This window comes from Yinghuangia aomiensis, assembly GCF_039542225.1.
GTDB classification, from domain to species: Bacteria; Actinomycetota; Actinomycetes; order Streptomycetales; family Streptomycetaceae; genus Yinghuangia; species Yinghuangia aomiensis.
In genome coordinates this window covers 84,364-110,820 of the sequence record NZ_BAABHS010000025.1, presented here as the reverse complement: position 1 = coordinate 110,820, position 26,457 = coordinate 84,364, and the positions used below count along the sequence as shown (strand labels likewise).

Genomic DNA, 26,457 nt, shown 5'->3' with positions numbered 1-26,457 from the left:
CGCAACACCCACACCCGCGACCCCGACCTCCTCGCCGCCCAACGCCGCGAACGAGCCCGTGTCCGCAGCGAAAAGGGCGTCCGCTACGGCGGACGCCCCCTCACCCAAGCAGCCTGACCACCCCGGCCACCCGGTGAACGTTTCCGGTCACAGCACTAGAGCGCAGAGGTTGGAAGGGCGCCCCGCCCGGAGTGGTGGGGCGCCTTTCCTGTGTCCGGCCGTGTCTACGCGGCGATCTTCAGGTCCTTCAGGAGCTTGGCGACGTGGCCGGTGGCGCGGACGTTGTACCAGGCGTGTTCGATCTTGCCGTCTTCGTCGACGACGAAGGTGGAGCGGATGACGCCGGTGACCTTCTTGCCGTACATGGTCTTCTCGCCGAAGGCGCCGTAGGCGGTGAGGGTGGCCTTGTCGGGGTCGGACAGGAGGGTGACCTTGAGGGATTCCTTGTCGCGGAACTTGCCGAGCTTTTCGGGCTTGTCGGGGGAGATGCCGAGGACGTCGTAGCCCGCGTCGGCGAGGAGGGCGAGGTTGTCGGTGAAGTCGCAGGCCTGCTTGGTGCAGCCGGGGGTGAGGGCGGCGGGGTAGAAGTACACGATCACCTTGCGGCCGTGGTGCGAGGCCAGGGAGATCTCGTTGCCGTCGGCGTCCTTGAGGGTGAAGGCGGGGGCGGTGTCGCCGGTGGTGAGTCGGTCGCTCACGGGGGCCTCGTTTTCGGGTCGGTTTTCGGGTCGGTTTCGGGTCGGGCGGCGCGGCGGTGGCAGGTCCGGTGGAGCGGGGTGCGGGGCCGCGGGTTCGTCTCGCCACGCTAGGTGCGGGGTCCGACGACGGCAAACAACGCGCCGGGCGTGCGCCGGAGTGATGGGGTCGGCTTGTTGCACATCTTTTGCAAGTGCGAGCATGACCCATAAAATCGGACGGCTCACCAGCCACACGTCCGCACCGCCGCTTCTCTCGGGGGAGGTCCCCATGCATGTGCCCGATGGGTTCATCAACGCGCCCGTCTCCGTCGCCGCGGGCGTGGTCGCCGCCGCGGGCGTCGGCATCAGCCTTCGCGGCGCACGCAAGGAACTCGACGAACGGACCGCGCCGCTGGCCGGGCTGGTCGCGGCGTTCATCTTCGCCGTGCAGATGCTGAACTTCCCGGTCGCGTCCGGCACCAGCGGGCATCTGCTCGGCGGGACGCTCGCGGCGATCCTGGTCGGCCCGTACACCGGTGTGCTGTGCATGTCGGTGGTGCTGCTGATGCAGGCGGTGTTCTTCGCGGACGGCGGGCTGACCGCGCTCGGCGTCAACATCACCGTCATGGGCATCACCACGGCCGTGGTGGGCTACGGCCTGTTCCGGGTGCTGGTGAAGGTGCTGCCGAAGACCCGCAAGTCGGTGTCGGCCGCCGGGTTCGTCGGTGCGCTGGTGTCGGTGCCGGTGTGTGCGGTGGTGTTCACGGCGATCTACGCGATCGGCGGCACGACGGATGTGCCGATCGCGAAGGTCGCGGGCGCGATGATCGGCGTCCACGTGCTCATCGGCATCGGCGAGGCGCTCATCACCGCCGCGACGGTGTCGAGTGTGCTCGCGGTGCGCCCCGACCTGGTGTACGGCGCGCGCGGGCTGGCCCGGACGCTCGAACTGCGCTCCGGCGCCGAGCAGTCCGCCCCTGCGGCGCGGGTTTGAGGAGGATCGGGTGACGATCGTGAAGCGCGTGAAGGTCCGGACGAGGACGCTGCTGATCGCGGGTGCGCTGGTCGCGCTCGTGCTGGCCGGGGTGTTCAGCTACTACGCGAGCCAGAGCCCGGACGGGCTGGAGAAGGTCGCCGCGGACAAGGGCATCGATGCCAAGGAGAAGCCGCACGAGATGGCGGACGGTCCGCTGGCCGACTATTCGGTGAAGGGCGTGCACAACGAGCGCGTCTCCGGCGGGCTGGCGGGTGTGCTGGGTGTCGCGGGTACGCTGCTGGTCGGGACCGGGGTGTTCTGGGTGGTGAAGCGGCGCGGCGCGCCGAAGGAGCCGCAGGCGGACACCGCATGACGGGCGCGGGACCGCGTCGGGGCGGCGTCGTCTGATGGGTGCCGGGCACGCGCACGACTTGTACCGGCCGGGCGATACGCCGCTGCACCGGCTGCCGCCGCAGTGCAAGCTCGTCGCGGTGGTGCTGTTCGTGTTCGCGGTGGTGGCGACGCCGCGTGAGCGGTTCTGGGCGTTCGGGGTGTACGCGCTGCTGCTGGCGGCCGTGGCGGTGGTCGGCCGGGTGCCGGCCGGGTATGTGCTGCGGCGGGTGGTGGTCGAGGTCCCGTTCGTGGTGTTCGCGGTCGCGCTGCCGTTTCTGGCGGGCGGTGAGAAGACCGAGTTCCTGGGGCTGACGGTCAGTCACAACGGGTTGCTCGGTGCGTGGAACATTCTGGCGAAGGGCACGCTGGGCGTCGTGGCGTCGATCCTGCTGGCGGCGACCACGCAGTTGCGGGATCTGCTGCTCGGCATGGAGCGGCTGCGGATGCCGCAACTGCTGGTGCAGATCATGCAGTTCATGCTCCGGTACTCGGGTGTGATCACCGGGGAGATGGGCCGGATGAAGGTGGCGCGGGAGTCGCGCGGGTTCCAGGCGCGGGATGTGCGGCAGCTTCCGGTGGTGGCGAAGTCGGCGGGTGCGTTGTTCATCCGTTCGTACGAGCGCGGAGAGCGCGTGCACTTGGCGATGCTGAGCCGCGGCTACACGGGCACGATGCCGGTGATCGTCGACGTCCGGGCGTCCGCCGCGCAGTGGGGTGCGGCGGCGGCGTTGCCGGCCGCCGCGGCCCTGGCCTGCGCGGCGGCCTGGCTGGTGCATGCGTGAGGATGGACGCCATGGTCGAAACTGATGGGATCCCGGCGGCGCGCGAGGACGGCGGGGCGGCGGTTCCCGCGTCGCTGGAGGTCGAGGGGCTCGCTTTCGCGTACCCGGACGGGCATCAGGCGCTGTTCGGCGTCGACCTGCGGATCGGCCGCGGCGAGCGTGTTGCGTTGCTCGGGCCGAACGGTGCGGGGAAGACGACGCTGGTGATGCACCTCAACGGCATTCTGTCCGCGGACACCGGCACCGGGCGGGGCACGGTGCGGGTGGCCGGGCTGGAGGTCGCCAAGCGGAACCTGCAGGAGATCCGCCGCCGGGTCGGCATCGTCTTCCAGGACCCCGACGACCAGCTCTTCATGCCGACCGTGCGCGAGGATGTCGCGTTCGGCCCGGCGAATCTGGGGTTGCGCGGCGCCGAGCTGGACGCGCGCGTCGGGGAGGCGTTGGAGCAGGTCGGCATGACCGCGTTCGCGGACCGGCCGCCGCACCATTTGAGCTTCGGGCAGCGCCGCCGGGTCGCGGTGGCGACGGTGCTGGCGATGCGGCCGGAGATCCTGGTGCTCGACGAGCCGTCGTCGAACCTGGACCCGGCGAGCCGCCGGGAGCTGGCCGAGATCCTGGCGCGGCTGGACGTGACCGTGCTGATGGTGACGCACGACCTGCCGTATGCGCTGGAGCTGTGCCCGCGGGCGCTGATCCTGTCCGGTGGGGTGATCGCCGCGGACGGGCCGACGCGCGAGCTGCTGGCCGACCGCGAGCTGCGGGAGGCGCACCGGCTGGAGCTGCCGTACGGCTATGCGCTGCCGGATTGCGAGCGCTGTGCCCCGCAGGCGTTCGTGGCCCGGCAATCCGGCTGAAGCACGGCCGGGCAGGGCTGAACCCGGGGTGGAGCCAGGGGCCTGACCGAACGCGGAACACGGCTGAGACCACCCGGATGCGGCATGCCCGGGGGGATACCTGCTTGACTTGGGGGCACACGCGCAGAACGCGCGGTGTGCGACGCGGCGGGAGCGAGAGGACGGGCTGTGGGCGAGAACGGGCACGGCGGCGCGGAGCGTTCCCCGGCGGACCTGGAGAAGGCCGGCCGGGCGGCGCTGGGGCGGCCGGTGACGGCTCAGGCGGAGCATTCGCGGATCGAGCCGGCGAACGGCTCGGGCGCGAACGGTGCGGCGCCGGCCGGTCCGCGGTCGCCGCAGCAGATCGAGGCGGAGATCGAGCGGGCGCGCGCGAACCTCGCGGTGACGCTGGACGAGCTGGTCGACCGGGTGAAGCCGGCGAACGTGGCGAAGCGGACGGCGGACCAGATCCGCGCGCAGTTCGTCGACCCGGACACGGGTGCGCCGCGTATGGACCGCATCGCGCCGGTGGTCGGCGGGGTGGCCGGTGTGCTGGCGCTGGTGATCGTGGTGAAGCGGCGCGGGAAGCGGAAGAAGTAGCGGTTCTCCGCCGCCACGCCGCCACGCCGCCGTGCTGCGGCGGTGGTGCGGTGGTTTTTCGGTGTGCGGGCGGTCGTCTCGGGGTTTCCCGGGGCGGCCGTTCGTTCATATGGCGCGGATCGGTCGCGGGTTGGTCGCCCTGGTGTCACGCGCGGGCGCCGGGGCGGGTACGTTTCATGCGTGAGTTCCGACGCTTCCCAGTCTTCCGCCTTCGGTGAGAAGCTCCCCATCCGCATGCTGCACGACCGCGTCCTGGTGCGGCAGGACGCCGGCGAGGGGGACCGCCGGTCGAGCGGCGGCATCCTCATTCCGGCGACCGCGCAGGTCGGCAAGCGGCTGGCGTGGGCCGAGGTTGTCGCGGTGGGCCAGAATGTGCGCACCGTCGAGGCGGGCGACCGGGTGTTGTACGACCCGGAGGAGCGCGCCGAGGTGGAGGTGCGCGGCGTGGCGTATGTGCTGTTGCGCGAGCGCGACCTGCATGCGGTGGCGGCGGAGCGGGTGGAGGGTTCCGGCGAGGCCACCGGCCTGTATCTCTGAGGTCTCCGCATCTGTCTTCGCGTCATTTCCGAGGCGCCGCGGTTTCCGTGGGCCGGTCTGCGCTGGTCTGTGCCGGTCCGGTGACCGATGTCACCGGCCGGGGGTTTGGTCTGCCGCGGGGCGTTTGAGAGGCTGGTGGGGACGGGCCCGATGGGCGGCCTGTTCCCGACGAGTGCGACGTACCGGGCCACGACGACGACGCGTGTGGGGTGTCGTCATGGCGTGGGTTCTGCTCGGTATTGCCGGTCTTCTCGAGGTCGGGTGGGCGATCGGCCTCAAGTTCACCGAGGGTTTCACCCGTCTCGTTCCCAGTGTGCTGACCGTTGCCGGTATCGCCGGCAGCATGGTGCTGCTGTCGATTGCCGCGAAGACGTTGCCGATCGGTACGGCCTACGGTGTGTGGGTCGGCATCGGTGCGGTCGGTTCGGGTCTGCTGGGCATTCTGGTTCTGGGCGAGCCGGCGACGGCGGCCCGGATCTTCTTCCTGTCCCTGATGGTGGTGGCGATTCTCGGTCTGAAGTTCACCGGATCGAGCCACTGACCCGGGGTTTTCCCGTGGACGGCAAGCGCCGTCGGGCCGCGCGGCCCGACGGCGCTTGCCGTCTTCCGCGGCCGGTCTGGGAGTATGTCCGCCCTGAGGGGCCGCCGCCGGGCCGGTCCGGAAGGAGTTCTGGCCATGCTGTCTCGTCGGATCGTCATAGCGGCGCTGATCGCGACCGCGGTGATCGGCGTTCTCGTCGGCGGCATCACCGGAGTGCTGGGCGGTGGCGGCGGAGGCAAGGGCGCCTCGTCGGCCGCGGCGACGCCGAGCACGAGTGCGACGTCCGGCCCGCCGGCGTCGGCCCCGCCGAGCGACGTTCCGACGTCCGCTCCGGCGTCGACGTCCGCGTCGGCCACCGCGTCGCCGACGCCGACCGCGACCAAGCCCGCGCTGACCGGCGGCAAGGTCTACACGCTGACGGTCGGGGGCAAGGCGATGGACGTGTACGGCGCGGACCGGGACGACAACGCGCCGATCATCCTGTTCCAGCCCGGCGCAGGCAAAACGAATCAGCAGTGGATGGTGCAGGACGCGGGCGGCGGCTTTGTGTACCTGGTCTCGCGGTCGAGCAACATGTGCCTCGACATACGGGGCGGCAAGGACGCGCATGCCGTGCAGGACGACTGCGGCCGCGATGCGCGCCAGCAGTGGCAGCCGCAGGCGCGCGGCGGCGGCGTGGTGTTCGTGAACCGGCAGGGCGGCCAGGCCTTGGGCGCGGGGCCGCAGGTGAAGGGGCAGCCGGGGCTGGGTCTGGTGGCGCCGGCGTCGGGGCTGGTGTTCTCGGCCAAGCCGGTGGGCTGATCCGGCGCTCGATCGGTCGGAGGTCGGCCGGAAGCCGGCCGGGGGTCACCCGGGTGTCAGCCGTTCTCCTCGCCCGGGACGGCGATGACGTCGACCATCGCGCCGTTGCGGAGCACGGTGATCGCGAGCGGCACGCCGATCGCGTGGGCGAACATGCTGCGCTGCAGGCCTTGCGCGTCGCCGACGGGTTCCCGGGCGACGGTGAGGACGAGGTCGTCGCGGTGCAGTCCGGAGTGGTCGGCGGGGCTGCCGGGGACCACTTCGACGATCCGGAGGCCGCGCTGCTGTCCGGTGCGGCGGGCGATGTCGGCGGGCAGCGGTGCGGGCGTGACGGCGAGTCCGAGGTAGGCGCGGCGGACCCGGCCGTCGTCGATGAGTGCCTGGACGATGTGCCGGGTGGTGGCGTTGACCGGCACCGCGAGACCGATGCCGATCCCGGCGACGGCGGTGTTGATGCCGACGACGCGCCCGGACGAGTCGGCGAGCGCACCGCCGGAGTTGCCCGGGTTGAGTGCGGCGTCGGTCTGGATGACGTCCTCCACGACGCGGGCGGCGTTGCCGCTGCGGGTGGGGAGGGAGCGTCCGAGGGCGCTGACGACGCCCGCGGTCACGGATCCGGCGAGGCCGAGCGGGTTGCCGACGGCGACCACGAGTTGGCCGACGACGAGCTTGTCGGCGTCGCCGAGGACCGCGGGCTCCGGGGTGTCGGCGGCGACGCGGATCACCGCGAGGTCGGAGAGCCGGTCGGCGCCGACGACGGTGAAGGGTGCGGCGGTGCCGTCGGCGAACTCGGCGGTGCCGCCCCGGGCGCGGCCGACGACGTGGGCGTTGGTGAGGAGGAGCCCGTCGCCGGTGAACACGACGGCGGATCCGGCGCCTTCGCCGCGGGGGAGGGACACGCGGACGGCTGCCACCCGCGGTGTGAGGTGGGCGGCGACGGCGGAGACGGTCCGCGAATAGGCGTCCAGAGCCGGGGCGTCGGGGTCGGCGGGACCGGTGAGGGGCGGCGGCGTCGTGGGCGGCGCCGGGTCGTCGGGCTCGGACGGGTCGGATCGGTGGGCGATGGGCCGTGCGGTCATGGGAACCCCCTGGGCACGCGCGTGGTGATGGGGGAACGCGGCGCGGGTGGGAGAGCTTCCCGGGCGGCGGGCGGGTTCGCCGACGGCGCAATCGGCCCTCGCCGCCCAGGTCGGGCCTTCGGGCGCGGTCCATGATCACGCGGATTCGCTTTCCGGCGATGTCCCATATCTTGAACTGCTCCAGATTCCTCCTATATTTGAAACCATGGCCGGGCCGTCCCCCGAGGACCGAGAGGACATTCCCGCTCAGCTCCGCGCGGCGGGGCTGCGCGTGACGGCTGCCCGCGCCACAATCCTGGACTTGATCCGCACCCACCCCCACAGCGATGCGGAAGCGCTGGCGCGTGCGGCCCGGGGGCGGCTGGGGAGTGTGTCGACGCAGGCGGTGTACGACACGCTGCACGCGCTGGTCCGCGCGGGCTTGGCGCGGCGGATCGTGCCCGCCGATCATCCGGCGCGTTTCGAGGCCCGGATCGGGGACAACCACCACCATCTCGTGTGCCGCAATTGCGGGCGGGTGGAGGACGTGGACTGCGTGGTGGGGGCGGCGCCGTGCCTGACGCCGGACGCGACCCGCGGATACGCGGTCGACGAGGCGGAAGTGACGTTCTGGGGATTGTGCCCGGAGTGCCTCGGGCAAGGGGTTACGGACAAGCCGGACATATCGGGCTGATTCCGTTCGGTCCGACCGAGTCCGCGCACGCCCACAAAAGGACAAGCGCGATGACCGATCGCCCCACGACCACCACCGACGCCGGCATCGTCGCCCCGAGCGACGAGTTCTCCCAGTCCGTCGGCCCGAACGGCCCCTTGCTCCTCCAGGATCACTACGTGATCCAGAAGATGGCGCAGTTCAACCGCGAACGCGTCCCCGAGCGGGTCGTGCACGCCAAGGGCGGCGCCGCACACGGCGTCCTCAAGATCACCGAGGACGTCAGCCAGTACACCAAGGCCGACCTCTTCCAGCCCGGCCGGGAAACCCCGATGTTCCTGCGCTTCTCCACGGTCGCCGGGGAACTCGGCTTCCCCGACACGGTCCGCGACCCGCGCGGCTTCGCGATCAAGTTCTATACGCGGGAAGGCAATTACGACCTGGTCGGCAACAACACGCCGATCTTCTTCATCCGCGACCCCAGCCAGTTCTCCGACTTCATCCACTCGCAGAAGCGCCGTGCCGACACCCACCTGCACGACCACGACATGCAGTGGGACTTCTGGACCGGGACGCCCGCCTCCGCGCACCAGGTCACGTTCCTGATGAGCGACCGCGGCACTCCGAAGACCTGGCGCAACATGAACGGCTTCGGCAGCCACACCTTCATGTGGATCAACCGCGGCGGCGAGAAGTTCTGGGTCAAGTACCACTTCAAGACCGACCAGGGCATCGAGAACTTCACCGGCTCCGAGGCCGCGGCCATGACCGCGGAGGACCGGGACTACCACATCCGGGACCTGCACGAGGCGATCAAATCCGGCAACCACCCGTCGTGGACGCTGGAAATGCAGATCATGCCGTTCGAGGCCGCCGCCGACTACCGGTTCAACCCGTTCGACCTCACCAAGGTCTGGCCGCACGGCGACTACCCGGCGATCCCCATCGGCACCATGACCCTCAACCGCAACCCGGACAACTACTTCGCGGAAGTCGAACAGGCCGCCTTCGAACCGGCGAACTTCGTCCCGGGCATCGCCGCCAGCCCCGACAAGATGCTCCAGGGGCGGCTGTTCAGCTACCCGGACACGCACCGCCACCGCATCGGCACGAACTACCTCCAGCTGCCGGTCAACCGGCCCGCCGTGCCCGTCCACTCGTACAACAAGGACGGCGCCATGCGGTACGACAACCCCGGCGACCCGGTGTACGCGCCGAATACGTACGGCGGCCCGGTCGCCGACCCGTCGCCGTTCGCCGACGAGAGCTACGGCGTGACCGGCGAGATCGTGCGCTCCGCCTACCGCCTGCACGCCGAGGACGACGACTTCGGCCAGCCTGGCACGCTCTACCGCGAGGTGCTGTCCGAGACCGACCGCGAGCACCTGGCCGCGAACATCGTCGACCACATGACGAGCGACGGCCCCGTCGGCGACGCACTGCGGCCGAAGGTCATCGAGTACTGGACGAACGTGGACCCGGACCTGGGGGCGCGGGTGTCCAAGGGCGTGAACGGGAGCTGACCCCCCCGAGGCTGTGGACGGGCCGCGCGGCTTCGGACCGGTCCGTCCACAGGAAGGGGAGGGGTGGCGTATTCCACAGCGCCGGTGCGCCCGCCGGCGGAACAAGCCCCGGCATGTGCATGTTGCCCTTTGACGTGCCTTCCGACGTGTCGAACCCGCAGTCCGCGCCCCAGTCCGCCGCCGAGTCCGTGCGCCTGTCGCCGACCGTGTACGCGACGGAACCCGCCGCACCGGCCGAGCAGGGCGAGCCCGAGAAGCCCGACATCCCCTTGTCGGTCCTCGACGTCGCCCCCGTCGGCACCGGCTACACCGCCACCCAGGCCCTCCGCACCACCGCGGAGCTGGCCCGCCGTGCCGAACGCTGGGGATACCACCGCTTCTGGGTGGCCGAGCACCACAACATGCCCGGCATCGCCTCCACCTCGCCGCCGGTCCTGCTCGCGCACCTGGCCGCACACACCACCACCCTCCGCCTCGGCTCCGGCGGGGTGATGCTGCCGAACCACGCGCCGCTGGTCGTCGCGGAGCAGTTCGGCACGCTGCAGGCGCTCGCGCCCGGGCGGATCGACATCGGTCTCGGCCGGGCACCGGGCACCGACCAGGCGACGATGCGCGCGCTGCGGCGCAGTGCCCAGCAGTCCGGGCCGGACGACTTCCCGCAGCAGCTGGGGGAATTGCTCGGCTTCCTGTCCGGGTCGTTCCAGGAGGGGCATCCGTACGGGCACATCAACGCCGTGCCCGGCCCGGCGAACGGGATCGCGGGGGGCGGCGAGTGGGATGCGTCGCGGCCGCCGGTGTGGCTGCTCGGGTCGAGCGGCTACAGCGCTCAGTTGGCGGGCATTCTGGGCCTGCCGTTCGCGTTCGCGCACCACTTCAGCGCCGCGAACACGATCCCGGCGCTGCGGCTGTACCGCGAGCATTTCCAGCCGTCGGAGGACCTGAAGGAGCCGTACGCGATGATCGCGGCCGGCGTGATCGCCGCGGACACCGAGGAGGAGGCGCGGAGGCTGGCGCTCGCGCAGGCCTTGGCGATGATGCGGCTGCGCGGTGGACGGCCGGGGCTGCTGCCCAGCCCGGAGGAAGCGGAGAACCACCCGTGGACCCCGGCGGAGCGCGAGTTCGTGCGCGCCTACCAGGGCGACCACGTCATCGGCGATCCGGCGACGGTGCGGCGCGGCCTGTTCGAACTGGCGGCGCGGACCGAGGTGGACGAGCTGATGGTGATCTGCAACGTGCACGGCGACGAGGCGCGGCTGCGGTCGTACGAGATCGTCGCCCGCGAGTGGGGGCTGCCCGGCGCGGTGTGACGGGCTGAGGGGGCTCGGTCCGGAGCCCCCTGGTGCGGCTTCAGGGTGCGGCTCGGGTGCGGCTCGGGGTGCGGCTCAGGCCAGGGAGTTGCGCCACGCCTCGTGCAGGCCGCCGAAGCGCCCGGCGGAGGCGATGAGTGCGTCGGGCGTGCCGTCTTCGACGATGCGCCCGCCGTCGACGACCAGCACCCGGTCGGCGATCTCCACGGTCGACAGCCGGTGCGCGATGATCACCGCCGTGCGGCCTTCCAGCACGGTCGCCAGGGCGTGCTGGACGGCGCGTTCGCCGGGGATGTCGAGCGACGACGTCGCCTCGTCGAGCAGCAGCACCGCCGGGTCGGCGAGCAACGCGCGCGCGAAGGCGACGAGTTGCCGCTGGCCGGCGGAGAGCCGGGCGCCGCGCTTGCGGACGTCGGTGTCGAAGCCGTCCGGCAGGCCGGCGATGAAGTCGTACGCGCCGATCGCGCGGGCCGCGTCCTCGACCTCCGTGCGGGTGGCGTGCGGGCGCCCGATGGAGATGTTGTCCGCGACCGAGCCGGAGAACAGGAACGATTCCTGGGTGATCATGGTCAGTTCGCCGCGCAGCCGCGCGGTCGGAAGATCCCGCAGGTCGACGCCGTCGAGGCGGACGGCGCCTTCGGTCGGGTCGTAGAACCGCGCGAGCAGCTTGGCGACGGTGGACTTGCCGGCGCCGGTCGCGCCGACCAGGGCGACGGTCTGCCCGGCGGGGATCGCCACGTCGACGCGGGGCAGCACGGTCACGCCGTCCTGGTAGCCGAAGCGGACGCCGTCGAAGACGATCGCCCGGCTCTTGCCCGCGCCCGGCTCCCGCTCGGGGAGCGCCACCGGGTGCGCGGGCTCGGCGATGCCGGGCTGCTGGGCGAGGAGCCCGGCGATCTTCTCCAGGCCCGCCGCGGCGCCTTGGTAGGTGCTGAGGAACATGGTGAGTTCGTCGAGCGGGTCGTACATGCGCTGCACGTACAGCACGAACGCGGTCAGGACGCCGAGTTCGAGCCCGCCGTCGGCCACCCGGAACGCGCCCACGACGAGCACCGCGGCCAGCGTGAGACGGCCGATCAGCATGAGGATCGGCGCGGCCCACGCGAACAGCACGATGGTGTCGGCGTCGTGCCCGGTGTAGCCGCGGTTGAGGGTGCGGAAGATCCGCCGGTTGCGGGTCTCGCGGCGGAACGTCTGCACGGCGCGGATGCCGTTGACGGTCTCCACGTAGTGCGTGATCACGGCGGCGACGGCGGTGCTGCGGCGCCGGTACATCGGTGCGGAACGCCGCCGGTACCAGCGCAGCACGATCCCGACCGGGATCAGCCCGGCGGCGACCAGCAGGGCGAGCGGGACGTCGAGGAAGAACAGGAAGCCGAGCGAGACGACGAACGTCAGCAAGGCGGCGCTGATGCCGTCCATGCCGTCGTCGAGGAGTTCGCGGACGGAGTTCACGTCGTCGGTGGCGCGCGAGACGATGCGGCCCGACGTGTACTTCTCGTGGAAGTCCAGGCTGAGGCGCTGGGCGTGCGTGAAGATCCGCTCGCGCAGGTCGAGCAGGATGCCCTGGCTGATCCGCGCCGCGATGTTCTGGAACGCGAACTCCGAGGCCGCGATGCCCAGTCCGGCGACGGCGTAGGCGACGGAAACGAGCACGATCGTGCCCGTGTCGCCGTCGATCGCGTCGGGAACGGCGCGGTCGATGGCCAAGCCGATCAGCAGTGGTCCGACCAGCAGGGAGGCCTGCTGGACGATGGTGACCAGCACCGCGAGCGCGAGCAGCGCCCGGTGCGGGGCGAGCAGCGACGCCAGCAGGCGCCGCGCGTCGCCGGCGCGGGCGGCGCCCAGGTCCTGGCCGTCGGCGACCGCGCCGGAGTCCTCGGCCTCCGCTTCGTCGTGCGAGATGTCGTCGGTGGCCCGGGAGCTGATGCCCCGCCAGGCGCGCAGCTCGGCAGGGTCGACGTGGGTGTCGACGTCGGCGTCGACGTGGCTGTCCACGTGGCTGTCGCCGGGCGTGTCGAGGTCGGCGTGCCCCATGGAGGGGCGGGTCGGTGCGGTGGTGTCGTCGGGGGTCACACCGCCTCCTCGGCGGGTTCGGCGGCCGGGCGCGGGGTGCGGGCGGGGCCGCGCAGCCGGGGCGCGTCCGCGGACATGAGCGCGCGGTAGGCGGCGCTGCGGCGCAGCAGGTCGTCGTGGGTGCCGACGGCGGTGATCCGGCCGTTCTCCAGCAGGGCGACGCGGTCCGCGAGTTGCACGGTGCTGGGGCGGTGCGCGACGACCAGGGCGGTGGTGGTGGCGAGGACGTTGCGCAGTGCGCGTTCGACCTGGGCCTCGGTGTGCACGTCGAGTGCGGACAGCGGGTCGTCGAGGACCAGGACGGCGGGACGGGAGACGACCGCGCGGGCGAGCGCGAGGCGCTGGCGTTGGCCGCCGGACAGGTCCATGCCCTCCTCGCCGACGCGTGTGTCCAGGCCCCACGGCAGGTCGGCGACGAAGTCGGCTTGGGCGACGGCGAGGGCGCGTTCGACGTCCTCGTCGGTGCCGTTCGGCATGCCGAGCAGCACGTTCTCCCGGACGCTCATGGAGAACAGCACCGGGTCTTCGAACGCGACGGCGACGATGCCGCGCAGCCGGGCGAGCGGCAGGTCGCGGATGTCGGTGCCGTCGAGGGTGATGCGGCCGCCGGTGACGTCGTACAGGCGCGGGACGAGCGCGGTCATGGCGGTCTTGCCGCTGCCGGTCGCGCCGACCAAGGCGACGGTTTCGCCGGGCCGGACGGCCAGGTCGATGCCGCGGAGCAGGTCGAGAGTGTCGGGCGGGGCGTCGGGGAAGCGGAAGCGGACGCCTTCGAAGGCGAGCGCGCCGTGCACCTTGTCCGGCTCGATCGGCTGGGTGGTGTCCGGGAGTTCGCCCGTGGAGTCGAGGACCTCGAAGTAGCGTCCGGCGGCGGACCCGGCGTCGGTGGTCGCGGCGAGCAGCCAGCCGATGGACTCGACCGGCCAGCGCAGGTACATGACGGTGGTGAAGAACGCGACGAGGGTGCCGGTGGTGGTGGCGCCGTCGGCGACCTGCCGGACGCCGAGGTAGAGCGCCGCGGCGATGGCCAGCTCGGGGGCGGCGATGAGGACCGCCCACGTGGTGCCGAGCATGCGGGCTTTGCGGATCTCGGTGCGGCGCAGGTCGCGGGCGACGGTGGCGAAGCGGCGGTCCATCGCGCGGTGGCGGCCGAACGCCTTGAGGATGCGGATGCCCAGCACCGACTCCTCCATGACCGTGGCGAGGTCGCCGGACTGGTCCTGGGCGCGGCGGGCCACGACGCGGTAGCGGCGTTCGAAGACCGTGCCGGCCACGAACACCGGGATGGAGACGGCGGTGATCAGGGCGGCGAGGAGCGGGTCGAGGACGAACAGCACGATCGTGCCGATCAGGAACGCGCTCGAGTTGACCGCGAGGAACACCACGACGAAGGAGAGGAACTGGCGGAGCTGGCCGAGGTCGTGGGTGGCGCGGGAGAGGAGCTGGCCGGACTGCCAGCGGTCGTGGAAGGCGATCGGGCGGGTCTGGAGGTGGTCGTACAGCGCGTTGCGCATCGACTCCTCGACGCGGGTGAGCGGGCGGGCGGACAGCATGCGGCGGGCCCAGAAGAACGTCGATTCGAGCGCGCCCAGGCCGAGCAGCAGGGCCGCCCACGGCCACAGCGCGGCGGTGTCGCCGTCGGCGACCGGCCCGTCGACGACGTGCGCGATGACCAGCGGGATGGTCAGGCCGGTCACCATGCCGAGCAGCGCGGCCGAGGCGCTGAGGGCCAAGCGGGTGCGCGCCGGGCGCACGAACGGGCGCAGGCGAAGCAGTGATGCCGTGGTCGACGGGCGGTGTCTTGTGGACGGCGTCGACGCGGCGGACGTGGGGTCGGCCATGGTGCCCGACGGTACGGGGAGGGGGGCGGGGAGGCATCTGATTTTTCCGGGATGGGCGGGTTGTGCGGGGGACTGGATCACCCCTGCCAGCTGCCGGACAACGGGAAGGGCGGCCCGTCGGATGACGGGCCGCCCTCGGGGGACAGGGAGTGTCAGCGTTTGACCGTGGACGTCAAGGCGACCCAGGAGGACACAGGAACCACGAGGGTCCGGCGCTGCGGGTCTTTGCTGTCACGCACCGGGACGACGCCGTGGAGGCCGTCGGCCACCTCTACACAGTTGCCCCCGTCGCCGGTGCTGTAGGACGACTTGCGCCACTTCTGCGCGGCGCCGTTCGGAGTGCTCACAGATTCTCCAGGATGGTTCGGATCAAGCGTGTGGAGTCGGCGTGCGACAGGGCGTCAGCCCGCGACAGATCGTAACGACGCTCCTGTTCGTGCACGTCCTCCGACCGGGACAGCAAATGCCCACCCGCCGCGCCTTCCGCGTAAACGACCGTTCCTTGGCCGGGCACGTCGAGGAGGCTCACGGGTCCGGCCAGTCCTGCATGTGGGCCGACGGCAAGCAGGAGAACCTGAATCTGCACGTAAGGGCTCGCGCAGACGGTCAGCAGGTGCTCGTACTGCTCGTGCATGACGTCGGTCGGGGCGATCTTGCGCCGTAGGGCCGTCTCGTCGATGACGAACCAGAGTTCCTCCATCACCTCTCGTATGGCCGGCCTGCACGTGCTCGCGATGTGCGGAGCAATCCGGCGGGTGAGCCCCGCACCTCGCGATCTGTAGGGTGGAAGAACCATGCAAAACACCCCCGTCTGGGGTCTCCTCCTCGCCGCCGGCTCCGGCTCGCGCCTCGGCAACCGCCCCAAGGCCCTCCTCCCGCACCACGGACGCCCCCTCGTCGAGCACGGGATCCGCACGCTCCGCGACGGCGGCTGTGCGGGTGTGGTCGTCGTCCTCGGCGCCGCCGCCGACCGGGTCCGCGATCAAGCCGACCTCACCGGCACGCTCCCCGTCGACAACCCCGACTGGCCCTCCGGCATGGGCTCCTCGCTCCGTGCCGGCCTCGCCGCGCTGCCGCCCGAGGCCGCGGCCGCCGTCGTCACCCTCGTCGATATGCCCGGCATCGGCGCCCCCGCCGTCGCCCGTCTCGCCGCTGCCTTCCGCGACGGCGCGGACCTCGCCGCGGCCACCTACCACGGCGACCGCGGCCACCCCGTCCTCTTCGCCGCCCGCTGGTGGCCGGACGTCGCCGACAGCGCGCGCGGCGATGCCGGCGCCCGCGCCTTCCTGCGCGCGCACGCCGCGGAACTGCGGCCGGTCGAGTGCGCGGACGTCGCCGACCCGTACGACATCGACACCCCCGGCGACCTGCACCGACTCCGCTGACGGGCGCTCCGGACGATCCGGGCCACGAGGTTCCCGGCCGCCCGTACGCCAGTCGGCCGCGCGCGCTAAAGTCGCGGCATGACCCGGCGCACCAACGGATTGATCGGTACTTGGGCCGAGGCCCAGCGTCAGGAGCAGCGCCGGCAGCAGGCGCAGCAACGCGCGGTCGAGCAGGAGCGCCGCGAACGCGAACGCCAACAGCGTGCCGCGGAGCGGGCGATGGCGCAGAACCACCGCGAGCAGCAGGCCGAGTACCGGCGCCGCCGGGATGCGGACGCGCGGGCGCGTACCGAGGAAATCGACGCGCAGGTAGCCGCGTTGGAGGGCTTGCTGGCGGCGGGGACGGGTGCGCCGGCGTTCCGCAGTTCGGCGATGCTGGTGCCGGAGCAGGTCGAGCCGTTCGCGCCGGGGCAGTTGGCCGTGCCGATCGTTATGCCGAACCAGGCGAACTACCAGCCTTCTTCCTCCGGTTGGGGCATGGGTGCGAACCAGCGTGCGCAGCAGGAGGCGCGGGCCCGGTTCGAGCGGGACTGGTATGCCGCGCAGGCCGCGGAGACGCAGCGGCTGCGGCAGTTGGAGGAGTACCGGCGGCAGTACGACCAGTGGGCGGCGACCCGGCTCGCGGAACTGCGCCGCCACAACGCGGGTATCCGCGATCTGGCGGAGACGCTGCGCAGCGGCGACAGCGAGGCGGCGATCCAGTTCTTCTCGGCGGTGCTGTACGCGTCGTCGGTGTGGCCGCAGGACTTCCCGCGCCGGGTGTCGGCGTCCTACGACGCGAATCTCAAGCAGCTGGTGCTGGATTGGGAGCTGCCCGCGTTCGAGGTGGTGCCCGAGGTCAAGTCGGTGCGGTACATGCCGTCGACGGACCAGGACAAGGAGACGGCGCGGTCGGCGGCGCAGCGCCGGGGGATCTACCGGGATCTGCTGGCGCAGTGCGTGCTGCTGGTGCTGCGGGACGTGTTCGCGGCGGACGAGTTCGGGGTGCTGGATTCGGCGGCGGTGAACGGGTTCGTGGACGACCACGATCCGGCGACGGGGAACCGTACGGAGATCGTGCTGGCGTCGGCGGCGGTGGCCCGGGCGGATTTCGACCGGCTGAACCTGGCGCAGGTGTCCGCGGTGGAGTGTCTGACGGGGCCGTTGTCGGGGGCGTTGTCGACGAAGCCGGACCAGCGTGCGGCGGTGCCGCCGGCGCGCCGTCCGGCGGAGGCGAGCCCGGTGGTGGTGTCGCGCGGTTCGGACGAGGCGCCGGACTTGTTCACGATGGACCCGATCGAGTTCGAGAACTTGGTCGCGGAGTTGTTCCGGTCGCGCGGATTGCAGGCCGTGACGACGGTGCGCTCGGGTGACGGCGGCGTGGACGTGGATGCGCACGATCCGGATCCGTTGAGCGGCGGGAAGATCGTGGTGCAGGTGAAGCGGTACCGGAACACGGTGCCGCCGACGGCGGTGCGGGACTTGTACGGCACGGTGCTGGACACCGGGGCGAACAAGGGCGTGCTGGTGACGACGTCCGGGTTCGGGCCGACGTCCTACACGTTCGTGCGCGGCAAGCCGATGACGTTGATCAACGGCGCGGAGTTGCTCCAGCTGCTCGAACAGTGCGGTCTGCAGGGCCGGTTGGACGCGAGCAACGCGGGCCGCCGCGGCCGCGGCAGTGCCGCCGCGCGGCCTGCTCAGGCCGCCGCCCCCGCCGCCTCGGCCCCCGGGACCTCCGACGCGGACGCGAACGTGCTCGGCATGGTCTGGTCGGGCAGCGTCGCCCTGGATGTCTGCACGCTGGTGTGCGAGGGCAACCGGGTGTTGTCCGACGACTACTTCGTGTTCTTCAACAACGACGCCACCCCGGACGGCACGGTCCGCAGCGTTCCGGCGACGGGTGCGGCGAAGGCCGCCGTACGCGTCTGCTTCGACGCGCTGCCCGCCCGCGCCGACCGGGTGGTGCTCGTCGCGGCGATAGACCCGACGGTCAACCCGCACGCCGACTTGGCGGGCTTCACCGACGCGAAGATCCTCCTGTCGGACGGCACCGGCGCGCAGACGCTCGACGAACTCGAGGTATCCGACGGCCGCGGCGGCGAAACCGCCCTGGTCCTCGGCTCGTTCCGCCGCCGCTCCAACGGCGACTGGCAGTTCGTCATCGGCGGCAAGGGCTACCGCGGCGGCCTGGAGGAACTCGTCGGCGACTTCGGCATCGACGTCGAGTAGCCGCAGGCGCGGGCAGGGGGTACGGCGCGGCTACTCCGCCACGTCCGCGCCGCTGCCGAGTGCCTGTCCCAGGCGGGCGGCGATTTCCTGGGCGGTGGCGACCAGGTCCTTTTCGTCGACGGCGCGGATGCGGGCTTCCGGGCCGGAGACCGACAGTGCGGTGGCGGTGGGGGCGCCGGGGACGACGACGGCGATGCAGCGGACGCCGAGTTCCTGCTCCTGGTCGTCGATGGCGTAGCCCTGGTCGCGGATCTGGGCGAACTGGCGAAGGAGTTCCGCGGGTTCGGTGACGGTGTAGGCGGTGTGCGCGGTGAGGGGGCCGGTGCCGAGGGCGCGGGCGGCCTGGTCTTCGGGGAGTTGCGCGAGGAGGGCTTTGCCGACGGCGGTGCAGTGCGGCTGTACGCGGCGGCCGACTTCGGTGAACATGCGCATCGAGTGCCGGGACGGGACCTGGCCGACGTAGACGACCTCGCCGGATTCCAGTACCGCGAGGTTGGCGGTCTCGCCGGTCGACTCCATCAGTTCCGCCAGGTACGGGCGGGCCCAGCTGCCGAGCAGCCGTCCGGCGGTCTCGCCGAGCCGGATCAGGCGCGGGCCCAGCGTGTAGCGGCGCGAGGCGTCTTGGCGCAGGTAGCCGAGTGGGACGAGGGTGCGGACCAGGCGGTGGATGGTCGGCAGGGGCAGCCCGGACCGGGCCGCGAGGTCGCTCAGGCCGAGGACGCCGCCCGCGTCGGCGAGGACTTCGAGCAGGTCGAAGGCCCGCTCCAGGGATTGCACGCCGCCGGTCGCCCGCTCGGCCATTCCATACCCTCCACCACGACGTCTCAACAACTTGTTGAATTTCCGCGTCTCGGAAACTAATGTCCACTCTACAGAAGTCGCCGTGCCACCCGGGAGGATCGACGTGTCGGCCCGGCGGCGGACCGCGCCTGCGGTTAGCTGAACCGCAGGGACCCGGCCGCCCCTTTCCGCGTACCCCACCCCCCCACACCAACAAGGAGTGAGTCACATGACCGCACCGGTCGTCACCGTGACCGGCGGCCCCGTGCCGCGCGGGGAGGAGATCCTCACCACCGACGCCCTGCGTTTCGTCGCCGACCTGCAGCGCCGGTTCGGCGGGCGCCGCACCGAACTCCTCGCCAAGCGCCGCGAGAAGTACGCCGAGATCGCCCGCACCGGCCGCCTGGACTTCCTGCCCGAGACCCGCGGGATCCGCGAAGCGGACTGGACGGTCGCCGAGGCGCCGCCGAAGCTGCGCGACCGCCGCGTGGAGATCACCGGCCCCGCCGACCGCAAGATGACCATCAACGCGCTCAACTCCGGCGCCAAGGTCTGGCTCGCCGACTTCGAGGACGCGTCCGCGCCCACCTGGCACAACGTGATCGCCCACCAGCGCAACCTGGTGGACGCCTACGAACGCCGCGTCGACTTCGCCACCGCCGAAGGCAAGGAATACCGCCTCAAGCCCGACGACGAACTGGCCACCGTGGTCATGCGCCCGCGCGGCTGGCACCTCGACGAACGCCACGTCCTCGTCGACGGCACCCCCGTCTCCGGCGCGCTGCTCGACTTCGGCCTGTACTTCTTCCACAACGCGGCCCGGCTCCTGGCCCGCGGCTCCGGCCCGTACTTCTACCTGCCGAAGACCGAGAGCCACCTCGAAGCCCGGCTGTGGAACGACGTGTTCAACCACGCCCAGGACGTCCTCGGCATCCCGCGCGGCACCATCCGCGCCACCGTGCTGATCGAGACCATCCCCGCCGCGTTCGAAATGGACGAGATCCTCTACGAACTGCGCGACCACGCCTCCGGGCTCAACGCGGGCCGCTGGGACTACCTGTTCTCCATCGTCAAGAACTTCCGCGACGCGGGCGAAGCGTTCGTCCTCCCCGACCGCAACGCGGTGACCATGACCGCGCCGTTCATGCGCGCCTACACCGAACTCCTCGTCAAGACCTGCCACCGGCGCGGCGCCTACGCCATAGGGGGCATGTCCGCGGTCATCCCGTCCCGCCGCGACGCCGCCGCGAACGCCGCCGCGCTGGCCAAGGTCCGCGACGACAAGGACCGCGAAGCCGACGACGGCTTCGACGGCTCGTGGGTCGCGCACCCCGACCTGGTGCCCGTGTGCCGCGCCGCGTTCGACGCGGTGCTCGGCGACCGCCCGCACCAGCTCGACCGGCAGCGCCCCGACGTCGAGGTGACCGCCGACGACCTGCTCGACGTGGCGTCCGCGGGCGGCAGCACCACCTCCGGCGGCCTGCACAACGCCGTCGGCGTCGGCCTGCGCTACCTGGAAGCCTGGCTGCGCGGCCACGGCGCGGTCGCCGTCTTCGGCCTGATGGAGGACGTCGCCACGGCGGAGATCTCCCGCTCCCAGGTGTGGCAGTGGGTGCACAACGGCGTCGTGCTGTCCGACACCGGCGAGAAGGTCACCACGGAACTCGTCCGCCGCCTCGTCACCGAAGAACTCGGTTCGCTCCGTGAGGAATTCGGCGACACCGCGTTCGACGGCGGCCGCTGGGCCGACGCCCGCGACCTCTTCCTCAAGGTCGCCCTCGCCGACGACTTCGCCGACTTCCTCACCGTGCCGGGCTGCGCGCTCCTCGACTGAGCCCGCCCGGCACCCGCCGGGGCCGCACGACCGGCGGCCCCCTCAAGCGCGGAACGGCCGGGCGGCGCCCGCCGGTCGCGGGGGCGCGTCCCGGCGACGGCCCCGGCCGTTCCGCACCCTCCGCACCCCTAACTAAGCACTCCTAAGCACCCCCGCACCCGTCCGCGCCCGACAGGAGTCCCGCATGGCACGCATGTTCCTCAACGGCCAGGCCATGGAAGGCGGCCCCTTCCACCACCACCTCAAGGGCGCGCCGCTGGTCATGAAGACCCGCACCGCGCCGGGCTACCGGTTCTTCTCCATCGCCGACCGCTGCCCGGGCCTGCTGCCCGACCCGGCGGGCACCGCGCAGATCGAGGGCGAGGTCTACGACGTCCCCGAAGAGGTGCTGCGCGACGAACTGCTGCCCACCGAGCCCGCCGAACTGGAATTCGGCATCATCAAGCTCGAAGACGGCTCCGCGTCGTTCTCGATGGTCCTGCGCGTCGGCGAACTGGAGACCGGCGCGCACAAGGAGATCACCGAGTACGGCGGCTGGCGCGCCTATCTCAAGACCCTGGGCCGCGAGAGCTGACCGACGCCTCCAAGCGGGCGATCACGCGGAGCACTTCCGCGCGGTTGCCCGCTTGCGCGATCCACCGCGGCAGCCGCGACACCAGCGTCATGCGCAGGCCCTCCTCGGTCCACGCGTCCTCGTGCGGCTCCGCCGCGACGAAACGGCGGATGAGCGCCAGGTGGTCGAGGTTGTAGGCCCACAGCAGCCCGTGCCCGGTCGGCGCCTGGAGCCACAGCGGCAGCGCGAAGTACGGGTCGTACATCGCGGGCGCATCCGGGTCCGGCATCGAGTACACCCCGCTGTCCTTGTCCCGGACGTGCCCGCAGGCCCGGCAGCTCAGCCGGCGCGACTGGAACGGCGACAGCACCAGCCGCTTCGGATACGCCGCGACCGTCGCGAGCGCTCCGCAGCGGGGGCACCGGATGAGGATCTCGTCCATGAAGTCGTAGATGGTGGACAGGTCGTCGCGGAATCGCGGCGGGGACTCGGAAGGCACCACCGGGTGCTCCTTTCGCGGCACGGGATGCGGTCGCGAGTTTCCGGGCGGATTCGGCGGAGTGCCGGGGCTTCCCCCGCTGGGGAGAACCGAGGGAAGCCCCTCTTGCGCACTCGCCGACGGAACCGGCGTCGCCCCATGCTCATCCGCGGTCCCGGGCGGAACATGAGTACCCGTACTCAATTCCCTTGGTATGTCGACGCGATGGCGCCGATCGGCCGGGTTTGCCCCTGTCTTCCAAGCCGGCCTGGACCGGCACGCCCAGGTCAGTGCAGACCGGCGCGGCGCGCGAGCGTGGCGGCCGCGTCGGCGGCGTTCCGTGCGATGGCGTCCTCGTCGACCCGGGTCAGGTGGCCGTGTTCCACGACCGGGATGCCGTCGACCAGCAGCAGGGTCAGCGGTGCCGCCGCGCCGAGGACGAGCGCGGCGACCTTGTCGGCGATCCCCGCGTGCCGGAAGCCGTCGAGTTTCCACACCGCGAGGTCGGCGAGCTTGCCCGGTTCGAGACTGCCGATCTCGCGCTCCCGGCCCAGGACTTGAGCACCGCCCATGGTGGCGACGCGCAACGCGCGACGCACCGGCATCGCGTCCGGGCCCCACGCGACCCGGTTGAGCAGCGCCAAGATGCGCAGCTCGGTGCCGAGTTCGCCGGATTCGTTGGACGCGGCGCCGTCCACGCCCAGTCCGACCGGCACGCCCGCGGCCAGCAGCGCGGGCACGCGGGCGGTGCCCGCGGCGATGCGCGCGTTGGACGACGGGCAGGTCGCGACACCCGTGCGGGTGGCGGCGAAGGCGGCGATGTCGGCGTCGGACATGTGGATCGAGTGCGCCATCCACACGTCGTCGCCGAGCCAGCCGAGCGAGGCGAAGTAGTCCGTGGGACCCATGCCGAACTTCTCGCGGCAGAAACGCTCTTCCTCGACCGTCTCGGAACCGTGGGTGTGCAGGCGCACGCCCTTGCGGCGGGCCAGTTCCGCCGCGCCGCGCAGGAGTTCCGCGGACACCGAGAAAGGCGAGCACGGTGCGGCGGTGATCCGCAGCATCGAGTCGAACGACGGGTCGTGCCAGCGGTCGATCGCGGCCTCGGTCGCGGCGAGGGCCTCGTCGGTGTCCTCGGTGACGCTCGCCGGCGGCAGCCCGCCGTCGTCGACGCTCAGGTCCATCGACCCGCGGGTGGGCTGGAACCGCAGACCCAGCGCGGCTACCGCGGCGATCTCCGCGCCGAGGATGTCGCCGCCGTCGCGCGGGAAGACGTAGGCGTGGTCGGTCGCCGTCGTGCACCCCGACAGCATGAGCGCCGCCGCCGAGCCCTGCGCGGCGGCGTGGCACAGCGCGTCGTCGATGTGCGCCCACGTCGGGTACAGCTCGACGAGCCAGTCGAACAGCGCCGAGTTCTGCGCCAGGCCGCGGGTGATCCACTGGTAGAAGTGGTGGTGGGTGTTGACCAGGCCCGGGGTGACCAGGTGGCCGGACGCGTCGATGCGCCGCACCACGTCCGGGACCGCGGGCGCGGGGCCGGAGCCGACCGCTTCGATGCGGTTCCCGGCGACGACCACGTGGCCGCCGGCGATCTCGGTGTCGTCCGGGTCGACGGTGGCGATGTGCGCGTTCTCGATGACGATGCGGGTCACGGTGGCCGCCCCTTCGCGGTGGTCGCCCCTCCGGGCTGGTCGCCCCTCCCTCGGCGCAATTGTCGCGTGACCGGGCGGCCGGGAGCCGGCAGGCGGGCCCGGCGGCGGGTCGGCCGGGACCGCGCCGCCGGGGGAACAGGGGTGAGCCGATCGGGCTCGGCCGACCGGGTCCGGCCGCCCGGTGTCAGTCGATCGGGATGACGGGGACGACGCCCTCGCGGTGCACGGTGCCCTCGATGAGCCCGTACGGCCGGTCGGCGGCGTAGTAGACCTCGTGGTCGTTCTTCTGCCCGAACGGCTCCAGGTCGACCAGGAAATGGTGCTTGTTGGGCAGCGACAGGCGGATCTCGTCGATCTCCGGGCGGTTGTTGAGGACCCGGTTGCCCATCGCGTACAGGGTCTGCTGCAGCGAGTAGGAGTAGGTCTCCGCGAACGCTTCGAGGAGATGCCGTTTGACCTGCGCGTACGACCGTTCGAACGGGACGGGTGCGAGGTCGTCGCCGGACCATCCGAACACCCACCGGGCGTTGACCTCGGTGGCCAGGATGCGGTCGTACGCCTCCCGGAGCGTGGTGTAGCGGTCCTTGATGTAGCCCCAGAACTCCGACGCGGTGGTGTTCATGACGACGAGTCCGCTCAGGCCGGAGATGATGCGGAACCGCTCGCCGTCGTAGACGACTTCGGTCGTGCGGGTCTCGGCGCCGTCGCGGACGAACGAGTGCTGGACCTCGTCGGCGCCGATGAAGCGGTGCCCGGCTTCGGGGCGGGCTATCCGGTTCCAGCCGTACTCCTCGACGCGGATGCGGGCGCGCCGGATGGTCGGCTGCGAGTCGACGAAGTGCCGGGCGAGGAGCACCGCGAAGTCCTCCGCGGAGGTGACGCCGTGCTCCTGCGCGAACGCGTAGACGGTGTTCTTGGTGGTGTCGGTCGGCAACACGGCGGCGTTCCCGCCGGTCAGGTGCGTGTCGGCGAGGTCGCCGGACAGGGCCACGCTGACGTTGAGGTCCTTGACCTCGTGCCGAGTGCCGTCGCGGCGCACCCGGACGATCCGGGTCTCCGCCTTTCCGTACTGGTTCTGGCCGAGCACCATCGGCATGGGGTCAGCTCCCTCGGTAAACGGAATATCCGTACGGGTTGAGCAGCAGCGGAACGTGATAGCGGGGGCGCGCCGGATCGGTGGTGAAGACCACCTGGACCTCGGGGAAGAAGGCGTCTTCGCCGCGCCCGGCGCGGTAGGCGGCCACGTCGAAGCGCAGCCGTACCGTCGCGGGGGCGGGGGACACCGGGGGAAGACCGGGGCAGCGGCCGTCGGCATCGGTCGCGGAGGTGCCGAGCACCTGCCAGCTGCCGTCCGCGGCCAGGACGGCCAGCTCCACGGGGACGTCGCGTGCCGGGTCGCCGGCGCTGGTGTCGAGGACGTGGGTCGAGATGGCGGTCATGCCTGCCCCTGGTCGATCGGAGGGGTGGGAAGTGGGTTTGCCGGAGCCGCGGGATGCCCGCGGCTCCGGTGCGCCGACCAGCTTCGCCAGCCGGAGGCGGTTGATCTTGCGCAACTCCTCGCGGGCGTTGGCGCGTTCGGTGGCCGCGTCGTTGCCGAGCCGGGCCCGCAGCGCGGCGAGCATCTCGGCGGCGCTGCGGCCGCTCGCGCAGATCAGGAACACGTGGCCGAACTTGGCGGCGTACTCGGCGTTGCCGTCCGCGAGTTCGGTGAGTGTGTCGGCGGCGGCGCCGTGCACGCCGGACTGTTCGCGGTGCGACTGGTCGTCGCCCGCGCGGGGCCGGCCGATGACCGCGTGCCCGGCCATCGCCTCGTCGAGGTCGGCGTCGGTCATCCCGGCCGTGGCCAGGTCGGACGACGCGTACAGCTCGTCGAGGAGGCGGTACGGGCGGCGGCCCGCGACCGCGTCGATCCACTGCCGGCTCGCGCAGACCTCGCCGAGGAGCTTGACCGCCTCGGCGGGGTCGGCGGCGTTGAGCCGGGCGAGCCCGGCGGCGCCGGACGCCGCCGGGGTGCCGGACGTGCCGGGTGGAGCCGTGGATCCCGGGTGATCGGCCACGCCGGACCTCCGTAGGAGTCATCGCGTCCGATCGTCGGAACCGCGGTCTTCCGGAACGGTAGGTCGCCCGCCGACACGCCGTCAACAGTTTGTTGAAGTGGATCAACCGGGCGGGTGAACGCCCGGTTTTGGAGGAACGCCCAAACGGGGGAGGGCGATCGGGGTCCCACCAGGCGCGGCCTAGCGGTCGCCCTGCTCCCGGTTCAGGTAGTTGTAGACGGTGAACCGGCTGACGCCGAGCGCCGCGGCGACGGACTCGACGCCGTGCCGGATGGTGAACGCCCCGCGTTCCTCCAGGACCCGCACGACGCGCTGCTTGTCCTCGCGGCCCAGGTCGGCGAGCGGGCCACCGAACTGGCGTTCCATTTCGGCCAGCAGGCGGTCGAGGGCGGCGCCGAGGTGCGGGAGCCGTACCGCGACGACGGGAGCGCCCTCCCAGGACAGCACGACGTCCTCGGGGCGGGCGTCGCCGGGCGCGACCAGTGCCGCGCCCATCGCGTCCACGAGCGGCTTGACCGCGTCGACCAGCGGGTGCGCGGGCTCGGTCATGCCTGCTCCTCGGCCGCCGGGACGGCGGTGACCTGCACGGAGATGCGGGTCGCGCCGACGCCCAGGGTGTCCCGGAACAGCCGGTCGACCACCGCGAGCACGGTCTCCGCATCGCCCTCCGCGCTGGTGCCGAACGGCCCCACCTCGACGTCGAGGCCGGCCTCGGCGACGATCCGCCGCGCCTCCAGCGCATGCGCCGGGACCTGCTCCAGCTCGAACGGCTCTGTCGTGAACTCCACCTTCAATCGCACGCGCTGAACCCTAGCCAGCGGAAATCGACTAATCCAGGATTGGCCTCCGGGCGGCATTGACAAACTGTTGAAGGCGCGTGGCATCATTC

General features: G+C 71.8%; 26 protein-coding genes and 2 pseudogenes. 15 read left to right on the top strand and 13 right to left on the bottom strand.

Annotation, left to right across the window (positions count from 1 at the left end; all coding sequences use genetic code 11):
* Positions 1–117 (top strand): annotated as a pseudogene (locus ABEA93_RS29730) (IS630 family transposase); the annotation flags it as partial.
* A gap of 107 nt (positions 118–224) precedes the next feature.
* Here ABEA93_RS29730 and bcp read toward each other — a convergent pair.
* Positions 225–698 (bottom strand): thioredoxin-dependent thiol peroxidase, encoded by a 474-nt coding sequence (gene bcp / locus ABEA93_RS29725; RefSeq protein WP_345678919.1) that lies wholly within the window; start codon positions 696–698, stop codon positions 225–227.
* Between the two features lie 268 nt (positions 699–966).
* Here bcp and ABEA93_RS29720 point away from each other — a divergent pair.
* From ABEA93_RS29720 to ABEA93_RS29690, 7 genes and pseudogenes are all read left to right on the top strand, one after another.
* Positions 967–2,026 (top strand): annotated as a pseudogene (locus ABEA93_RS29720) (energy-coupling factor ABC transporter permease).
* Positions 2,027–2,060: 34 nt separating this feature from the next.
* Positions 2,061–2,828, top strand: coding sequence for a cobalt ECF transporter T component CbiQ (gene cbiQ, locus ABEA93_RS29715; RefSeq protein WP_345678918.1), 768 nt, complete (start codon positions 2,061–2,063; stop codon positions 2,826–2,828).
* Between the two features lie 11 nt (positions 2,829–2,839).
* Positions 2,840–3,682, top strand: coding sequence for an energy-coupling factor ABC transporter ATP-binding protein (locus ABEA93_RS29710; RefSeq protein ID WP_345678917.1), 843 nt, complete (start codon positions 2,840–2,842; stop codon positions 3,680–3,682).
* A gap of 168 nt (positions 3,683–3,850) precedes the next feature.
* The gene (locus tag ABEA93_RS29705; RefSeq protein ID WP_345678916.1) at positions 3,851–4,261 is read left to right on the top strand and encodes a DUF3618 domain-containing protein; all 411 of its coding nucleotides are present in this window, start codon (positions 3,851–3,853) and stop codon (positions 4,259–4,261) included.
* A 234-nt stretch (positions 4,262–4,495) separates the two neighbouring features.
* Positions 4,496–4,798 carry a GroES family chaperonin gene (locus ABEA93_RS29700; RefSeq protein ID WP_345678926.1) on the top strand — a complete coding sequence of 101 codons (303 nt, stop codon included), beginning with the start codon at positions 4,496–4,498 and terminating at the stop codon, positions 4,796–4,798.
* A 217-nt stretch (positions 4,799–5,015) separates the two neighbouring features.
* Positions 5,016–5,339 (top strand): DMT family transporter, encoded by a 324-nt coding sequence (locus ABEA93_RS29695; protein ID WP_345678915.1) that lies wholly within the window; start codon positions 5,016–5,018, stop codon positions 5,337–5,339.
* Between the two features lie 135 nt (positions 5,340–5,474).
* Positions 5,475–6,140 (top strand): RICIN domain-containing protein, encoded by a 666-nt coding sequence (locus ABEA93_RS29690; protein WP_345678914.1) that lies wholly within the window; start codon positions 5,475–5,477, stop codon positions 6,138–6,140.
* 56 nt (positions 6,141–6,196) lie between these two features.
* Here ABEA93_RS29690 and ABEA93_RS29685 read toward each other — a convergent pair whose 3' ends face one another.
* Positions 6,197–7,219 (bottom strand): S1C family serine protease, encoded by a 1,023-nt coding sequence (locus ABEA93_RS29685; protein WP_345678913.1) that lies wholly within the window; start codon positions 7,217–7,219, stop codon positions 6,197–6,199.
* Between the two features lie 46 nt (positions 7,220–7,265).
* On the opposite strand from ABEA93_RS29685, the gene ABEA93_RS29680 reads away from it, so the two are divergent.
* The 3 genes from ABEA93_RS29680 to ABEA93_RS29670 all read left to right on the top strand — a co-directional run bounded on the left by ABEA93_RS29680 (position 7,266) and on the right by ABEA93_RS29670 (position 10,701).
* Positions 7,266–7,892: a Fur family transcriptional regulator gene (locus tag ABEA93_RS29680; protein WP_425585150.1), complete on the top strand. Its 627-nt coding sequence runs from the start codon at positions 7,266–7,268 to the stop codon at positions 7,890–7,892.
* Positions 7,893–7,942: 50 nt separating this feature from the next.
* Complete coding sequence (locus ABEA93_RS29675) at positions 7,943–9,394, top strand: catalase (RefSeq protein ID WP_345678912.1); 1,452 nt, start codon at positions 7,943–7,945, stop codon at positions 9,392–9,394.
* A gap of 206 nt (positions 9,395–9,600) precedes the next feature.
* Positions 9,601–10,701, top strand: coding sequence for an LLM class flavin-dependent oxidoreductase (locus ABEA93_RS29670; protein ID WP_425585153.1), 1,101 nt, complete (start codon positions 9,601–9,603; stop codon positions 10,699–10,701).
* 75 nt (positions 10,702–10,776) lie between these two features.
* Here the strand turns inward: ABEA93_RS29670 and ABEA93_RS29665 are convergent, their stop codons facing one another.
* The 4 genes from ABEA93_RS29665 to ABEA93_RS29650 form a co-directional block, all read right to left on the bottom strand.
* A complete protein-coding gene (locus tag ABEA93_RS29665) occupies positions 10,777–12,738 on the bottom strand; it encodes an ABC transporter ATP-binding protein (protein ID WP_425585152.1) in 1,962 nt (653 codons plus the stop codon).
* 35 nt (positions 12,739–12,773) lie between these two features.
* On the bottom strand, positions 12,774–14,618 hold the full coding sequence (locus ABEA93_RS29660; RefSeq protein WP_345678910.1) for an ABC transporter ATP-binding protein: 1,845 nt from the start codon (positions 14,616–14,618) through the stop codon (positions 12,774–12,776).
* A gap of 152 nt (positions 14,619–14,770) precedes the next feature.
* Positions 14,771–14,965 carry a DUF397 domain-containing protein gene (locus ABEA93_RS29655; protein ID WP_345678909.1) on the bottom strand — a complete coding sequence of 65 codons (195 nt, stop codon included), beginning with the start codon at positions 14,963–14,965 and terminating at the stop codon, positions 14,771–14,773.
* A complete protein-coding gene (locus tag ABEA93_RS29650) occupies positions 14,962–15,318 on the bottom strand; it encodes a DUF5753 domain-containing protein (RefSeq protein WP_345678908.1) in 357 nt (118 codons plus the stop codon). Before ABEA93_RS29650 ends, ABEA93_RS29655 begins: the two co-directional genes overlap by 4 nt.
* 94 nt (positions 15,319–15,412) lie before the next feature.
* Here ABEA93_RS29650 and ABEA93_RS29645 point away from each other — a divergent pair, with 94 nt between their 5' ends.
* Positions 15,413–16,003: a nucleotidyltransferase family protein gene (locus tag ABEA93_RS29645; RefSeq protein ID WP_345678907.1), complete on the top strand. Its 591-nt coding sequence runs from the start codon at positions 15,413–15,415 to the stop codon at positions 16,001–16,003.
* Between the two features lie 78 nt (positions 16,004–16,081).
* Complete coding sequence (locus ABEA93_RS29640) at positions 16,082–18,214, top strand: restriction endonuclease (RefSeq protein ID WP_345678906.1); 2,133 nt, start codon at positions 16,082–16,084, stop codon at positions 18,212–18,214.
* Positions 18,215–18,244: 30 nt separating this feature from the next.
* On the opposite strand, the gene ABEA93_RS29635 is transcribed toward ABEA93_RS29640, so the two are convergent.
* Complete coding sequence (locus tag ABEA93_RS29635; protein ID WP_345678905.1) at positions 18,245–19,015, bottom strand: IclR family transcriptional regulator; 771 nt, start codon at positions 19,013–19,015, stop codon at positions 18,245–18,247.
* 208 nt (positions 19,016–19,223) lie between these two features.
* Between ABEA93_RS29635 and aceB the strand changes: the two genes are divergently transcribed.
* Both aceB and ABEA93_RS29625 read left to right on the top strand, forming a co-directional pair.
* Positions 19,224–20,828, top strand: a complete 1,605-nt coding sequence (gene aceB / locus ABEA93_RS29630; protein ID WP_345678904.1) for a malate synthase A — start codon at positions 19,224–19,226, stop codon at positions 20,826–20,828.
* Between the two features lie 184 nt (positions 20,829–21,012).
* Positions 21,013–21,402, top strand: coding sequence for an allophanate hydrolase-related protein (locus ABEA93_RS29625; RefSeq protein ID WP_345678903.1), 390 nt, complete (start codon positions 21,013–21,015; stop codon positions 21,400–21,402).
* Here ABEA93_RS29625 and ABEA93_RS29620 read toward each other — a convergent pair.
* The 6 genes from ABEA93_RS29620 to ABEA93_RS29595 all read right to left on the bottom strand — a co-directional run bounded on the left by ABEA93_RS29620 (position 21,377) and on the right by ABEA93_RS29595 (position 26,368).
* Entirely contained in the window at positions 21,377–21,883 is a 507-nt protein-coding gene (locus ABEA93_RS29620) for a hypothetical protein (protein WP_345678902.1), read from the bottom strand. The genes ABEA93_RS29625 and ABEA93_RS29620 overlap by 26 nt on opposite strands.
* 263 nt (positions 21,884–22,146) lie before the next feature.
* Positions 22,147–23,511, bottom strand: a complete 1,365-nt coding sequence (locus tag ABEA93_RS29615; protein WP_345678901.1) for an 8-oxoguanine deaminase — start codon at positions 23,509–23,511, stop codon at positions 22,147–22,149.
* Positions 23,512–23,695: 184 nt separating this feature from the next.
* The gene (gene pucL, locus ABEA93_RS29610; RefSeq protein ID WP_345678900.1) at positions 23,696–24,607 is read right to left on the bottom strand and encodes a factor-independent urate hydroxylase; all 912 of its coding nucleotides are present in this window, start codon (positions 24,605–24,607) and stop codon (positions 23,696–23,698) included.
* Positions 24,608–24,611: 4 nt separating this feature from the next.
* On the bottom strand, positions 24,612–25,568 hold the full coding sequence (gene uraD, locus ABEA93_RS29605) for a 2-oxo-4-hydroxy-4-carboxy-5-ureidoimidazoline decarboxylase (protein ID WP_345678899.1): 957 nt from the start codon (positions 25,566–25,568) through the stop codon (positions 24,612–24,614).
* A 180-nt stretch (positions 25,569–25,748) separates the two neighbouring features.
* Positions 25,749–26,117, bottom strand: coding sequence for a helix-turn-helix domain-containing protein (locus ABEA93_RS29600; protein WP_345678898.1), 369 nt, complete (start codon positions 26,115–26,117; stop codon positions 25,749–25,751).
* Positions 26,114–26,368 (bottom strand): thiamine-binding protein, encoded by a 255-nt coding sequence (locus tag ABEA93_RS29595; protein ID WP_345678897.1) that lies wholly within the window; start codon positions 26,366–26,368, stop codon positions 26,114–26,116. Before ABEA93_RS29595 ends, ABEA93_RS29600 begins: the two co-directional genes overlap by 4 nt.
* Positions 26,369–26,457 lie beyond the last annotated feature (89 nt).